The sequence below is a fragment of the Sphingopyxis granuli genome (assembly GCF_001559015.1).
In the GTDB taxonomy this organism is placed as follows: domain Bacteria; phylum Pseudomonadota; class Alphaproteobacteria; order Sphingomonadales; family Sphingomonadaceae; genus Sphingopyxis; species Sphingopyxis granuli.
Genome location: NZ_CP012199.1, coordinates 2,560,972 through 2,575,999 on the forward strand (window position 1 = coordinate 2,560,972; position 15,028 = coordinate 2,575,999).

A 15,028-nucleotide genomic window follows, 5' to 3' on the forward strand; every position below is an offset into this window, starting at 1 on the left:
ATGCCATTGGTCTCGCCCAAGCGGTGTCCCGCTTCCATCGCGCCACGACCTCTCGGCCGAGTATGTTGACGCGGTGGCCCGTCGGATCGACGGCTGGCTACTCCCCAGATGACGGCGGCGGGGTAGCCGCCTTGTCGTCGGTTGGCAAGGCGGAACTGCCCCCTTCCGTTTCGCCCGCCGCGCGGGCGGCTTTTTCGGATGCCGCGACGGCGGCATCCATGGCTTTCGCGCGCGCCTCTATTTCGCTGGCGACCGCGTCGTAGCGGGTGTCGAAATCGGGCTCCCGGTCGCAGGCCGCGAGCAGAAGAAGCGGCAGGATCATGAGGGCACGAGCCATCAATAATCCTTGCGATAGCGGATGCTGAGGTTCGACTGCCCCGAACCGCCGGCTTGGCTGAGCAGCGACAGGGCGCGGGTCAGGCTGATCTCCAGCTGCGTCGCGGTATAGCCGCGCGCGTCAGTGATCACCTCCAGATAGATGTCCTTCGAAATATATTGCCCCGCGGCGAGCGCGGTGCCGCGCCCGACGGTGTCGTCGGGGCCGAGCACGCGCAACCGGTCGATTCCCGTCGCCGATCGCAGGGCTCCGAGCGGGCTGAGCCCTCCGCCGCCGCCACGCAGCGTGTTGAGCGAAGCCGCGAGCTGGACGGCCTGCAAGGGCGACAGCGTGGTGATCGAGTCGCCGAACAGGATGCGCGAGAGGATTTCGTCCTGCGGCAGGCCGGGAACGCTGGAAAATGTCACTTGCGGATTCATCGCGCGGCCCGAAACATTGACGTTCACCGTAACCGTCTCGATCGTGTCGGTGGCGAGAAGCTGGATCGACGGGTCATAGGCATCGCCGGTCGGGAAGGTCACTTTCCCTTCCTCCAGGTCGAAGGAACGCCCGGCGAAGCCCAGCGTACCGCGTACCAGTTCGATGTCGCCCGTCACGCGCGGCGCCTGCGTCGTGCCCTTGAGCGTGATGTCGGCCTGCCATTCGGACTCGAGTCCCATGCCGCTGACATAAACCTCGTCGCCCGCGCGCAAGCGGATATCGAGGCGGATCAGGTCGAACAGGCTGCCGCCTGCGGCCGCGAGCCCGTCGCCGCTGATACGGCGCCGGCCCGCCGGGGGTTTCCGGCGCACGCCGGTCAGCACCGGGACGCTCGCCGCCCCTTCGCGTACGATGCGATAGCGGGTTTCGGGAAGGCGCAGGTCCCCCGACAGGAGCGCGGTCTGGCCCGCGACCTTGTCGAGCGTCAGATTGCCCGTTGCCCGCGCCGCGATATTGTCGCTGCGCGCGAGACGCGCATTGTCGAGCGTCGCCTCGATATGCATCGGGTAACCGTCCGCCGCGGCGAGGCTGACGAACCCCTTGGCCTTGACGGTGCCGTCACCCGCCGTCGCGGCGAGGTCTTCGATTTCGAGACGGTTGCCGGTGAAGCGGCCGTTGACCGCCATGTTGGTCAGCCGCGTACCATAGGTCTGGTTCTCATAGACCATGTCCTTGCCGCGTATGACGCCGTTGAGGCAGGGGTCGGCGACGCGACAGCTGAAATCGGCGGCAACGGCGATCGGACCGGAAACCCCCTGATCGGCGGGCCCGAAGAAGGAATAGAGCGTATCCGCCGGCCCGTTGTAGCGCAGCCCGCCACCGAGCGGCGCCGCCTGCAAACGGGTCGTCCACGGGCCGACCTCTGGCCCGAGCGGCCGCAGCGAGGCTTGCAGGCGTCCGATCACGGTGCCGCGCTTGCGCATCACCGCCCGCGCCTCCCCGCCATCGGGGAGCAGTTTGCCGACGAAGTTGACGTCGACCGGCTGGCTCACCGATGCGGCGCTGGTACGGGTGAAGTCGTTGATCGTCAGCCGGGCATCGGCGCGCGGAAAGGCGTCGGCATTCGCCTGCGCGAAGTCGAGACTGCCGGTCGCGTGGCCGCCCAGCCCCATATCGGGGTAGATGGCGTTGAGCAGTGCCATGTTGACGCGGTCGAGCCGGCTCTGGAGCATGATGCCCTCTCCAAAGCGTCCCGCGACACGCGCGCTGCTGCCACGTCCGAGGTCGATCGTCGTCGGCAACAGTTCATAGCCGTCCTTGCCCGGCACGATGCGCGCGGGTAACACGGTCCGGAAATTGACGCCGGTCGCGCGGCCCTGGACCGAGGCGCGCCACAGCTCGGGCTGAAGGTCCGCATTGGCGGCGATGCGGAACGGCACGCCGCTCGTCCCCTCGACAAGCGCCTGCGCCTTACCGCGGCCATCGCGATAATCGATCTTCACGCGCCCAACCGCGATGTCGAATTCGCGGATACGCGTGTCGGCAAGCTGAATGTCGGCGATCACGCGCGGCTGGTCATAGAGGGTGACGTCGGCGTCGACGATCGCCGAGCCGACCGCAAGCCGCGCAGGTCCGGGCAGAACGACGTTGTTCGCGCGCAAATTGACCGATGCCGCCTGATATTTGCCGTCGGCGCTCAGCCGGATGATTCCGCCAAGCCCCTGCCCTGCCGCGTCGAGCTGGCCGGTGAACGGTCCCGCCGCGCTCTGGACAAGGCGGCCCGTCATGCCGATGCCCGACAGGTCGGCGCGTTCGACGTCGATAGTCAGCGGCCCGGCGGCGGTGAGCAGCACGACATCGGCCGACAGCGGGCCATAATCGGTCGTGCCCTTCGCGGCCAGGCGATAGCCCTTCGGCGCTCCCGTGATCCGCGCTTCGAGGTCGGCGAGACCGATGCCCAGCCCGGGGCGCTTCGCGGTCAGCGTCGCGCGTGGATCGCTGATCGTTCCGGCAAGCTGGAGACCGAGCGGGCCATATTCGCGCGAATCCGCGCGCGCGCTGAGTTGGACGCGCCCGTCGGGGGCGTAGCTTCCCTGCCCGCTGACGACTCTCAGCAGCGGCGACGTCAGTCGCAGGTTGGCGAAACGGACGACACCATCGGTGCCATAACGCACGTCGCTGGTCGCCACCGCATTGCCGCCGAGCAAGTCGCGCACGCCAGAATTGAAGAGCCGCGTCGAGCGCGCGCGCACCCTGCCCGCGATTTCGAAACCGCCGCCGGGCGCCGTCTTGAGGTCGGCGTCGGTGTCGATATCGAAGATACCGACGCTTTCGATCCGGTAATCGTTGACCCGCCCGTCGATCGCGCCGGTGTAGAAGCCGCGGTTCATGTCGGCGACGATGATGGCCTTGGCATCGATGCGCGGCGAACGCAGGCGCAGATTGTCGCTGAGGATGCGCCCGTCCGCATAGGCGAGATCGCCGTCGAGCCGTACCGAAACGAGCGTTCCTCCGGCAACCGTGTCGAGCCCGCGGATGCGCGCGGCGCGCCCGGCGACGGGAATCAATATCTGGTCCGCATCGACGCGCGCCTTGCCGGAGAGGTTCAGCGATTCGACGACGATATCGTTGACAGCCAACGCCTTGGCGCTTGCCTGATAATCGACGGTCGGCAGCGCGAAGGCGCCGTCGAGCCGCGCTGTCGCGCGCACGTCGTTGCCGCGTACCGCCGGGGCCAACGCACCCGGCCGCAACAGCACGAACGCAAGTTGCAAGGCCTCATAGCGATTGGCGCCGAGATCGACGCCGCCGCTGATCCCCAGCCGAAACGCCTCGGATGCGACGCGTGCATCGAGATCGGCCTTGCGCTCGGCCAGGCGCGCCGTCACGTCGAGGTCGGTCTGCGCTCCCAGCAGCGATGCGGCCGGGCCGTCGAACAGGCGCGAAGCCTGCGTCGTCCCTTTCGCCGCGAACGTGCCGTCGCGCGCCGACAGCGCGATGCGCGCCAGCGGCCCCGTGCCGAGATCGGCGGTCAGATTGCCATTCCACGCCTTCCAGTCGCCGCGCCCGTCGAGCCGTGCGACGAGCGGCTCTTCGAACCCGCCCATCGCCACGAGCACGCCGCCCTGCGGCGCGGTGAGGTCGAGCGTCATCGCCAGCCGGTTCTTGTCCGGAATCGCGTCGAGCAGCAGCTTCAGCGCGTCGCCCTTGCCATTCGCTCCGATCGTCTCGGCATCGGCCTGCACCAGTGCGCGCCGGTCGGCGATCGCAATCTTGCCGGCGAGTCGAGCCTCCTGCCGTTCCCCTGCCACGGCCGGCGCAAAGACGATGCGATCGACCGACAGGCGCCCGACATCGATATCGATGTCGGGCAGCAGCGGCTCGCCGGTGTCGGGAACCGGCTTGAACTCGGGCAGGCGCTGAACCGTGATGATCTTGGCCGACGCCGACCGGACGTCGACATGGTTCGCCAGATAAGCGAAGGGCCGCCAGTCGATCCGCAATTCGGGCGAGGTCAGAAAACGCCCCTTGGGGTCGGATAACGAAAAATCGCGCACGATCATCTGGCTGTAGAGCGATCCGTCGAGCCGGCCGATGCCGATCTTCATTCCGTTTTCGAATTCATATTTCTCGATCTGGGTGACGACGAAGCGCCGCCCGGCGTCGCTGTTCAATCCGATGAGGAACAACGCCAGCAGCGCGACGATCCCGAGCAGTGTGATGCCGACCCCGCGCGCGATGCGCCACGGCCGGCTCGTTCGCGTCTGTGCCGACCCGGCTTCAACAGGCGCCGCTTCTCCCGCCATCAGAAGGCCTGCCCGATCGAGACATAAACGCTGATCCGCGCTTCACCCGGTTGGCGGTTGATCGGCGTTGCGACGTCGATCCGCATCGGTCCGAAATTGGTGTAATAACGCGCGCCGATCCCGGCGCCAAAACGCATGTCGGAAAAGGTCGGGGTCGAGCCGCGATAGACCTGTCCAGCGTCGACGAAGCCGACGACACCGAAGTTGCCGAAGCGATAGCGCGCCTCAACCGCCGCCTCGTTGAGGCTGCGACCGCCTATCGGATCGAGGTTCGGATCTTTCGGCCCGAGCTGCTGATAGCCGAAACCACGCACCGATCCGCCGCCGCCGGCATAGAAGCGCCGCGACGGTGCCAGTCGCTCGCGCGCCGCGCCCATGATCGAACCGACGCGCACCCGCCCGGCGAGCACGATGTTATCGGTCACGGGATAATAACCGCTCGCGTCGAGGCGCACGCGCGCATAGGGAGAGAAGTGCCCACGCATGGAGCCTTCGGGCTGGACGAGCGCGGTGATGCGGAAACCCTTGGTCGGATCGAGCAGGCTGTCGGTCCGGTCCATCCCGATCTGCCCGGTCAGGCCGAATATCGTGTAGAAATCGCGGTTGCGGGCGCCGCGTGTGAAATCATAATCATCCTCGCTCGTCGCGATCAGTTCGGCACCATAGGCATAGGTCCATCGCTTCTGCCACAACGGCGTCGAATCATAGCTCCAGCGCACGCCGACCCGCCCGGTCAGCGCCTCGAATGCATTATAGTCGCTGCGCGTCGCCTCAGCGACCAGCTCAAAGGTCTTGTCGCGGCGCCCGGCGTTCGAACGGCGGAAGGTAACGCCCAACCCCTGCTCCTGCGTCCCGGCAACGCCGCGCACGATCAGCGCGCCTTCGGGCGGGAAAAGGTTGCGATGCATCCAACTCCCCTCCAGCCGGATGCCCTCGCCGGTTCCATAGCCCGCGCTCGCCGCCAGCGTACGCGGTGGACCGGCCTGTTGCGTCACCATCATCGTCACATATTCGGTGTCGTCGCCGGCGCTCTCGCCGGTGCGTTGCGGCTCGACCGCTACTGTCGAGAAAAGGCCCGAGGCGACCATCGCCTGGCGCAGATCGTCGACCATCCGGCTGTCGTAAAGATCGCCGCGTTCGAAGCGCGAAAGCACCGCGACATGCTCGGCATCAAAAGCCAGGTCGCCGGTCGTCTCGAAACCACCGAATCGCGCGCGCGGGCCGATCTCGACCGGCAGTGTATAGGCGCCTTCGCCAGTCGCGCCATCGAGCAATATGTCGCGCTGTTCGACCTTGGCGAAGGGATAGCCTTCCTGCGGCAATTTGAGCGCGATCGCCGCTTCCGCCCCCTGCACCCGCTCGGCGACGATGGGTTCGCCGACCTTCAATGGGAAATTATCGTCGATCAGCCGCGGCGGCACCGTCGGGTCGGCCTTGATCGTGATTTCCGAAAATTTGTAACGAACGCCCGGCGTCACATCGACAACCGCTTTCAGCGGGTCACCCCGTTCGCGTCCGCTGCGGTCGATCCGCGTATCGACGACGGCGTCGTAATAGCCTTCCGATGCAAGGATGCGCTGCATCAGTTCGGCATCGGCGGACAGGCGCGCGCGGATCATGGCACCATTCGCAGCTTCGCCGTCGCCATCGTAGAGCGCCGACAGGTCGTGAAACAGGTCGGCCAGATCGATGTCAGTGGACTCGTCCGCCACGACCAGGCCGTTGACCTCCACCTTGTATCGGATCTTCACATCGTCGCGGTCGGGCTCGGATTCGGCGAATTGCACGGGTTCGACGTTGAAGCTGTCGAGCGGGGGAAGCGGTGCGGCGAGTTCGCTGTCGCTGATCGGCGCATCGCCGATCGCTTCAGCCGTATCACCGTCGGCGAGCGCGGGAACCGGCGTACCGCCCGCCACCGGAACGGCCGCATCTTCACCCTCCTGCCGTTCCTTGGCCGCCTGCCGGCGCTCGAATTCCGCGATCGATTCGAGCGGACGGTCGAGCTCAGGATCATCCTCGGCGCCGATCGGGGGGATGGCCTTTTGGAACTCTTCGTCTTCGATGATCGGCTCGACCTGCGGCAAAGACGCTCCGGGCGGCGGGGGCGCAGGGGCTGCAATATCCTTGCCGTCGGCTTCATCGGCCTCTGCTGGCGGCACGGACGGCGCTTCGGCCTGTTGCGCGGCCACCGCGCTGCCCGCGATGACGCCCCATAGCGACACGGAAAGGGTCAGCGCCCAGCGCGCTCCTTTTATGTCACCTGATTTTCGAGATTTTTCCGGAATTTGCATCTGTTCACAACCGATGCGCACTTGTGGCTTGCCCCGCGAACCGGCGCAACCGGATTTTGCGACGGGACTGATCCCGATACGGCATCTTCATGTCGAACGGCTTTCCCGGTTGCTGGCGGCCTGTTCCCCTAACGAGCCGAAACGGGTCAGGTTCCGCAAAAGGTCGTATAGGGACCAAAGGTTTCGGGCGCCGGCTGCGCATAGACTTCCCAATCGTCACGGCTCTCGAAGGGATGACGAACGACTTCCAGCAAATCCCGCCACGGCCCCATGTCGCCCGCTTCGGCCGCTTCAAGCGCCGCCTCGACGAGGTGGTTGCGCGGGATATACAGCGGGTTCACCGCATCCATCGCCGCCGCGCGCTCCATCAGATCGACCGTCGCGAGGTCGATCCGCTTGCGCCAGTTGTCGATCCAGGACGCCATGCCATCGCGCTGGGGAAGCAGCGCCGACAGCGGCGCGTCGTCACCGCGCAGCAGCATCGCGAGCGCCCGGAAGAAAGACGTGAAATCGACCGAGTGCCGCTCGAGCGCATCGAACAGGCCGTCGAACAGGTCGGCGTCGGTCTCGCTACTAGCGACCAAACCCAGCTTCGCGCGCATCCGTGCGAACCATGCTTCGCGGAAGCGTTCGGGAACCGCCGCGACGATCGCCTTCGCCTGCTCGACATCCACCGGGTCGACAGCATGAATCGCCGGTAGCAGCGCTTCGGCGAAGCGTGCCATGTTCCAGTGCATGATTTGCGGCTGCCGCCCATAGGCATAGCGGCCGTTGACGTCGATCGAACTGAAGACGGTGTTCACAGCGAAACGGTCCATGAAGGCGCACGGACCATAATCGAGCGTCTCGCCCGAGATCGCGATGTTATCGGTATTCATCACGCCGTGGATGAAGCCGACGCCCAGCCAGTGCGCGACAAGGTCGCATTGCAGTCCGATTACCCGGTCGAGTAGCGCGATATGCGGGTTCGCGGCATCGGCAAGGTCAGGGAAATGGCGGTTAATGCTGTAGTCCGAAAGACGGATCACATGGTCCGCACCGTAATGCGCGGCGAAGAATTGGAAGGTGCCGACGCGGATATGGCTACTAGCGACGCGGGTCAGCACCGCACCCGGATGCGCCCGCTCCCGCTGCACGCGGTCACCGGTCGCCACCGCGGCGAGCGACCGCGTCGTCGGCACCCCCATCGCCGCCATCGCCTCCGACACCAGATATTCGCGCAGCACCGGCCCGATTGCCGCCTTGCCGTCGCCATTGCGGGAAAATGGCGTCGGCCCCGATCCCTTGAGCTGAATATCGAAACGCGCGCCATCGGGCGCGACGATTTCGCCGAGCAGCAGCGCGCGGCCATCGCCCAGTTGCGGCGAGAAATGGCCGAATTGATGCCCGGCATAGGCGAATGCGAGCAGGTTGGCGCCATCTGGAAGCTTCTGCCCGGAAAGAATACGCGCCAAATCGTCTTCGCCGGCACCCGCTACCGGCAGACCCAGCCGCTTTGCAAGATCGTCGTTGAACGCTAGCAGTTTCGGCGCCAGCGGAGCCGCCACCTCGGCCGCGGCGTAAAAACCCTTCATCGTGACATAGAAGCTATTGTCGAAAGCGAAATCCATGGACGGCTCCTCCGGCCGCTAGCTTCAGGACGATTGCATGTTCTGCCCGTCGCAAGTTCTGGCGATTGCGATCGCCGGACAGGGCTGGCGATGCCTGCCCTATTTCGCGCCAAATCCACGAATTACGACTAGCACGGTCTTGAACAGGATCACCAGTTCGATCCACATCGAGAAGTTCTTTATGTAATAAAAATCGAAGCGCAGCTTGTCATGCACTTCACTGATCCCGGCAACATGCCCCTGGTTCACCTGCGCCCAGCCCGTGACGCCAGGGCGCACGATATGGCGATAGGAATAAAAGGGAATCTCGCGTTCATACCACTCGGACAGCGGCCGGGCTTCCGGGCGCGGGCCGATCCAACTCATCTCGCCACGCAAGATATTATAAAGCTGAGGCAATTCGTCGATCCGAGTCTGGCGAAGAAAACGGCCGACGCGTGTGATCCGATCGTCGCCGTCCCGGGTGATCGCCCGGTGCACCGGATCGTCGTCTGCCGCGGCGGGCGTCGAAATCCGCATGGTGCGGAATTTCAGGACGTCGAATGGCCGGCCGCGATAGCCGATGCGCTCTTGACGAAAAAAAACCGGCCCCGGCGAGTCCAGCCGTATCAGTACGGCGGCGACCAACAGGGGCACCAGCAGAAACGGCAGGATAAATACTGTCAGGACAACGTCGATCAGCCGTTTCATCTTCGCATAGGAATTGCTGGGAATCAGCGACCCGAGGCTGTTTTCTGACAATTTCTCGATGCGGACCATGCCGGTCTGCGCTTCCCACACCTGCTTATAATGATAGACGCCGATGCCGCGTAGCGCCGCCGTCGCGAACGCCCGCTCCCATTCGGCCGAATGATCGTGGTGCAGATCGGCAACGATAATCGCACCGGGTTGATGTGGCAGTTGCGGGCTGGTCAGCATGATGCAGGGGACTTCCAAGTCGCGCCTGATCCGTTCGATACCTCCGCCCGGCACCAGGAAATACAGCCTTTTGTCGGACCGCTGTTCCAATGCGCCGATTGCAAACCGTGTGACCAGGCTGGCGGAAAATATCAGGAACAGAAGAATGCCGCTGTAGGGCGCGCGGGCGAACAGGATGGTTGCCACCACAATGCTATACGTCGCGGCAAAGGCCGGAAAAATATAGCTTGCGCCGATGGTTCCGGGGAATTCGCCCAACTTGCGGACAACGATCACGCCGACCAGCGTTGCGATAGCCCCCGCGATAACCGAATTACGCGCTGCGACATTCGCGATGACCGCGCCCCAATTGCCGAAGACATAAAAGGCGTAGATGGACACCGGCAACAGGAGACCGAGCCCCAAGCAAAGCAACAATTGTATTCGAAACGAGCCTAGCGCGAAGGACCAGGATCGTCTGCTTCGGATCGGATGTTCTACAGCCTTCACGATAAACGGGCTTTCATGTTCGGCCTTTTGCCTCATAGATTTGCAAAACGATTTCGGGAGCCGGAAATCAACCCGTGTGCGTCCTGAACCGATGCCACAAATCCACTCCCCGATCCATTCCGGCAGAGCGATGCCTGCCTATCCGGTCGACATATAGATATGCCAACTCTGGCAACCGATGAAAAGTTCGGCCAAAGCGACAATTATTCGGGCGACGTGGCAGGAATTAAAAACTCCAGCATCTTCCGGTTGATGATCTTCACATCGAATTTTCTCGCGACGAGTTCAAGACTGGCCTGACCGTGCCGTGCCGCCAAATCTGGTTGCTCGGCATATTGGATCATGGCGTCGGCGAGGGCCTGCGGCGATCGAACAGGAACGAGAAATCCGTTTCGGCCGTCCTCCACGGTTTCCCGGCAACCGGGCGCATCGGTAGTAATGATCGCCAAACCCATTGCCATCGCTTCCTGTGTGCTGCGCGGTATGCCTTCACGATAATAAGACGGCAAAACAAATACATCTGCTTGCCCAAGCCATGAACGAACATCATCGACTTTGCCGGTCCAGTTTATGACGCCCGCGCTGTGCCATGCGGACACGTCTTTCTCTTGTAGAGAACTGGGGTTCGAATCGAGACCGCCGACAACGAAAACATCGACGTCATGCCCGCGTTCGCGGACGATCCTCGTCGCCTCGACCAGTTCCGCGACGCCCTTCTCGCGCAATAGGCGGCCCGTCCATATGAAGGTCAACGGACGGCCATTCCGAGGCGCAAGATTTTTTGACTGGAAACGATCCAGATTGACCCCGCTGCCATCGATTAACACCGCTCTATCGGGGGGCGCGGCGCCGGCTTCAACCATCACCGCCAAGTCGTCGCGATTCTGGAAGATGATTTTATCGACGCGATGGAAAACCAGGGAATAAAGCCACGTGACGAAAAGCCTTAGGAATCGAAGCTTTCGGGCTGGTTTTTGATCATTATCGATAAAAACATATCCAAGACCAGCAACCATCACAACTCGGCGGGGAACACGCGCAAGCCACGCTGCCAGCCCACCATAAATGACCGGTTTCATAAAATAACCGAAGAAGATGTCGGGGCGGATGCGGCGAAATAACTTACACAATTCCATCAGGCAAATGAAGTCGCGGATCAAATTCGTCCCATTGCGATCGAGTTGGATGTCGATAGGAATAGCGCCAAGATCTCTCAACCGGGCTTTGCTGACGGCATCATAATCGGGGGCCAGCGCGTAAGCTCGCATCCCATTGTCAACGAGCGAACGGATCAGGTCGCCGCGGAAATTATACAACGACTCCGCAGAGTTCGCTAAAATCGCGATCGACAGAGGTCGAGTTTCCGGACGAAATCGCAAATCCGATTTTCCTGTCAGCCATAAAGGCAGAAACATGGCGTCCCCGGCCTTAGGTGGTCTACCGGCCACTTTCAACGCAATATTATTGCCGATATTCGGACCACACGACCAACGTCGCTTCTACTGTGCGTCCAGCCAAGCTTGGAACATCAGTATGTCCCACACATGATAATGCAGACGACGACGGCCGCTCCGCGTGTCGGACCAAAGGCCGACGATCGAATCGACATCAAAGAAACCGTCGCGCTTCAGTCGATCAGGAGCCAGCAAATCATCGGCCCAGTCCCGCAGCGGACCGCGAAGCCAATGGTCGATGGGAACGCCGAATCCCATCTTGGGTCGTTCCATCATCGCGCGCGGTACATAGCGGTGGAGCAGTTGCCGCAGCGGCCATTTCGCTTGTCCGTGCCGCAATTTACAGGACAGTGGCAAGGCCAGCGCAAACTCCACAACTCGGTGGTCGAGCATCGGAACCCGCGATTCCAAGCTGACTGCCATGCTGGCGCGATCCACCTTCACCAATATGTCGTCGGGCAGATAGGTTCGCATGTCGAGATACATCATGCGTTCTCGGAAGTCACCGTCCACGGGCCAGTTCGGATCAGAAGTCGACAATAAAGTTGCCGGTTCCCTTCCGCCCAATACCAGATCGGCGGGACGTTTGGCATGTGATACCAACGAACGATAGAAATCATCCGCCCGGTCGGTGTCGATCACATCGGCCAGCTTGAGCAATCGGTCACCCACCGCCATGTTGCGGATTCGTGCAGGCGCCAGTTTCATCGTCGCATCTATCGCCCGCGCGGGCGTCTTCCGCAGCGCCTCAGCCGCGAATTTCCTCAGTCCACGCGGCATGACAGCCAAGTGGCGCCAGATATCGTAACCCTGAGCATAGCGGTTATAGCCGCAAAAAAGTTCGTCCCCGCCATCTCCCGACAAACTAACCGTAACCTTGTGTCGCGCAAGGCGGCTGACCAGCATCGTCGGAATCTGCGAAGAATCGGCAAAGGGTTCGTCCCAATGATGCGGCAACCCCGGAATTTCCGCCAGCGCGTCGGCCGGCGTCACATAAAGTTCGCTGTGGTCGGTCCCCAGATGCTCCGCCACCCGCTTGGCGTGGTGCGCCTCGTCATACTCAGCTTCGGAAAAGCCGATAGAAAAGGTCTTGATCGGGCGCGCCGATTGGCGTTGCATCAGGGCAACGACTGTGCTGGAGTCATATCCGCCCGATAGAAAAGCGCCTAGCGGCACATCCGCCATCATGCGAATACCGACCGCGTCTGACAATAGCCGTTCAAGCTCATCAACGGCCTCTTCAGGCGATCCGGAAAAGCGATTCGCTCTTCCTTCCTGTGCCCGTTCGGCGATGTCCCAAAAGGCCACCGGTTCGCCCGGTCTGACGTCTTCCGGACCGACCTCCAGATAATGGGCGGGCGGCAGCTTGCGAATGCCTTGAAATATGGAATAGGGGCCAGGCACATAATTGTGCCGCAGGAACAGGGTGAGCGCATCGCGATCGATCTCTCCCCGCCAATCCGGATGCTGGCGCAACGCCTTGAGCTCAGAACCGAAAAGCAGCGTCCCGCCCTGCACTCCATAATAGAGCGGCTTTTCTCCCATCCGGTCGCGCGCGAGAAATAATCTGCGCGTCTTGCGATCCCACAGGGCAAAGGCGAACATGCCGTTCGCGCGCCGCAACGTTTCCACAATGCCCCATGCGGAAAAGCCATGGAGCATGGTTTCGGTATCCGAATGGCCGCGCCAGCTTATCGCCCCCTGCTCCGCTTCCAACTCGGCACGCAGGTCGAGGTGATTGTAAACCTCCCCGTTATAAGTGAAGACATAACGACCGTCAGGGCTCACCATCGGTTGATGCCCCGCGGCCGTCACATCGATGATGGCAAGGCGTCGATGGGCCAACGCGATGCCCGCCTCAGCATCGATCCAACTCCCCTCGCTGTCAGGCCCGCGATGGACGATCGTATCGGACATCCGCTGAAGAATCGCCTCCCCATTGGCGAAACCGGCCCGATCCAGAAACCCTGCAAAACCGCACATCAAGCGTCTCTTTTCGTCAGAGTATCATAAAGCGCTCTATTGGCATCCAATGTGGCGCCAAAGCCATAATTATCGACGATTCTTTGCCGCGCCGCGGCCCCGATGGCCTGACGCTCTTCAGTCGTCAGCTGACAAATCTCGCTTATGGAATTCGCCATCGTGGCGGCATCGCCAGGCGGAACAATGCGGCCATGCCCACCCAGAACCCGTGCGCAATCGCCGACGTCGGTTGCTATACAGGGCAGGCCCGTCGCCATCGCCTCCCCGAGCACATTGGGAAAGCCTTCGCTGGCGGAAGACAGGCAAAACAGGTCAAATGCGGCCATCACCGCTTCGATATCGCTGCGCCGGCCGAGCATATGGACCCGCTCTGCCGGCAGACGCGCGAAACCGGACGCCAATGCCGGATTCTCCTCGTTCAACCCTTCGCCGACCAGCGCGACGTGCAGCCGGCGTTCCGCCGCCATCGCGCGCGCGCAGGCATCAAGGAAGGTCGGCACGTCCTTGATCGGATGATAGCGCCCGACAAAACCCAACAGCAGGTCGTCATCGCCAAGTCCGAGCGCGCCGCGGACGGCCCGGCGGCGCTGTGCGTCGGGACGCCAGCGCTGTGCGTCGAAGCCGTTGACGATCACCACCCCGCGCGCCGGCGCGAAACCGAAATCTTCATGGTGCGCGCGCGCTTGGTGGCTGTTGTAGACGATGGCGCGGGGCCGCCGCGACAATCGGGTGAGGGCGCGGATCACCCACCGAGTGCCGGTCTTTTCGGTGCCGATGTCGTAGAGGGACTGGCGGATATTCCACGCGACCGGAACCCGGCGGCCGGCGAACATGCCGGCGACCGAGGCCGCCAGGCTGCCGTGATACATCCAGCCCTGGATCAGTTCGGGCCGGGCCCGCCGCACGATCCGCCGCAGATGCCGAACCGCAGATGCCAGCGAGACGCCTTCCCCAATGCCCAGCGAATCGACGGGGACGCCGTGCGCCTCCAGGACCGGCGCATAATGACCCCTGCCGCCGAGCGACACGACATGCGCGCGGTCGCCCTCGCCCGGCAGCGTTCCGGCGAGCAGGTTCACCAGCGACCGCTCCGCGCCGCCGGTTTCAAGGCCGGTTATAATGTGCAGAATTCGCTGGGAGCAATCAGTCTTCACCTAGACCCCAATCCCGATATGTAAAAAAACCATTGGGCAGCCATATAAATTATCAAAAGGGTTAGCGAGAAATGCTTTAGTCCTGGCCTACAGGTTAGAATAGTTGCCAATATATACGGATATGACAATGCAAGAAATCTTACCGAATAAGACGATGTAAACAAGTTTACCGTAACCAGAGAAAGAATAAATAAGGAAAATCTTCCCTCCATGCTTTTTAAAAATATCTTTATAATTTATCATGAATAGAAAAAATAAAATAATCCAGAAACTTAGATACAAAGGACTACTAGACATTTCGATATATTCGGCACGTCGATCATTCACCGAACTTAGGACGAATTCCCGAAACGGACCAATTAGTATTCCTACAAATGCCCCCGCCCCTACTATAATAAGAAGGCGCATTTCCAATGACCATTTCGAGAAAATCCCTCCCTTCTCTGACGTGGATACACATAAGTAATAAATTGATAAAAATATCGACATTGCCGTATGAATTGATACTGAAAATATGCATAGAGCAGAAGATAATATCTTGGAGCTCGGCCTTACAAGGTATACAA

General features: G+C 62.0%; 8 protein-coding genes and 1 riboswitch. All 8 genes read right to left on the reverse strand.

What is annotated here, in order from left to right:
• Nucleotides 1-18: 18 nt before the first annotated feature.
• A riboswitch (yybP-ykoY riboswitch) is annotated at nt 19-121 on the reverse strand.
• The 8 genes from SGRAN_RS11880 to SGRAN_RS11915 all read right to left on the reverse strand — a co-directional run bounded on the left by SGRAN_RS11880 (nt 98) and on the right by SGRAN_RS11915 (nt 14,462).
• Nucleotides 98-337: a hypothetical protein gene (locus tag SGRAN_RS11880; protein ID WP_067183885.1), complete on the reverse strand. Its 240-nt coding sequence runs from the start codon at nt 335-337 to the stop codon at nt 98-100. It overlaps the preceding riboswitch by 24 nt.
• Nucleotides 337-4,563 (reverse strand): translocation/assembly module TamB domain-containing protein, encoded by a 4,227-nt coding sequence (locus SGRAN_RS11885; protein ID WP_067183888.1) that lies wholly within the window; start codon nt 4,561-4,563, stop codon nt 337-339. The genes SGRAN_RS11880 and SGRAN_RS11885 overlap by 1 nt, the downstream gene beginning before the upstream one ends.
• Complete coding sequence (locus SGRAN_RS11890) at nt 4,563-6,785, reverse strand: autotransporter assembly complex protein TamA (protein ID WP_067183891.1); 2,223 nt, start codon at nt 6,783-6,785, stop codon at nt 4,563-4,565. The genes SGRAN_RS11885 and SGRAN_RS11890 overlap by 1 nt, the downstream gene beginning before the upstream one ends.
• Before the next feature lie 215 nt (nt 6,786-7,000).
• Nucleotides 7,001-8,464, reverse strand: a complete 1,464-nt coding sequence (locus SGRAN_RS11895; protein ID WP_067183893.1) for a protein adenylyltransferase SelO — start codon at nt 8,462-8,464, stop codon at nt 7,001-7,003.
• Between the two features lie 99 nt (nt 8,465-8,563).
• Nucleotides 8,564-9,763, reverse strand: coding sequence for a sugar transferase (locus SGRAN_RS23150; RefSeq protein WP_311880703.1), 1,200 nt, complete (start codon nt 9,761-9,763; stop codon nt 8,564-8,566).
• 311 nt (nt 9,764-10,074) lie between these two features.
• Nucleotides 10,075-11,286 carry a glycosyltransferase family 4 protein gene (locus tag SGRAN_RS11905; RefSeq protein ID WP_082737223.1) on the reverse strand — a complete coding sequence of 404 codons (1,212 nt, stop codon included), beginning with the start codon at nt 11,284-11,286 and terminating at the stop codon, nt 10,075-10,077.
• A gap of 84 nt (nt 11,287-11,370) precedes the next feature.
• Entirely contained in the window at nt 11,371-13,308 is a 1,938-nt protein-coding gene (gene asnB / locus SGRAN_RS11910) for an asparagine synthase (glutamine-hydrolyzing) (protein WP_067183900.1), read from the reverse strand.
• Complete coding sequence (locus SGRAN_RS11915; RefSeq protein WP_082737224.1) at nt 13,308-14,462, reverse strand: glycosyltransferase; 1,155 nt, start codon at nt 14,460-14,462, stop codon at nt 13,308-13,310. Before SGRAN_RS11915 ends, asnB begins: the two co-directional genes overlap by 1 nt.
• Between the last annotated feature and the right edge of the window lie 566 nt (nt 14,463-15,028).

Coding starts and splice junctions, on each gene's coding strand:
- SGRAN_RS11905 (WP_082737223.1), bottom strand. CDS start 11,286: ATGTTTCTGCCTTTATGGCTGACAGGAAAATCGGATTTGCGATTTCGT.
- SGRAN_RS11880 (WP_067183885.1), bottom strand. CDS start 337: ATGGCTCGTGCCCTCATGATCCTGCCGCTTCTTCTGCTCGCGGCCTGC.
- SGRAN_RS11885 (WP_067183888.1), bottom strand. CDS start 4,563: ATGGCGGGAGAAGCGGCGCCTGTTGAAGCCGGGTCGGCACAGACGCGA.
- SGRAN_RS11895 (WP_067183893.1), bottom strand. CDS start 8,464: ATGGATTTCGCTTTCGACAATAGCTTCTATGTCACGATGAAGGGTTTT.
- asnB (WP_067183900.1), bottom strand. CDS start 13,308: ATGTGCGGTTTTGCAGGGTTTCTGGATCGGGCCGGTTTCGCCAATGGG.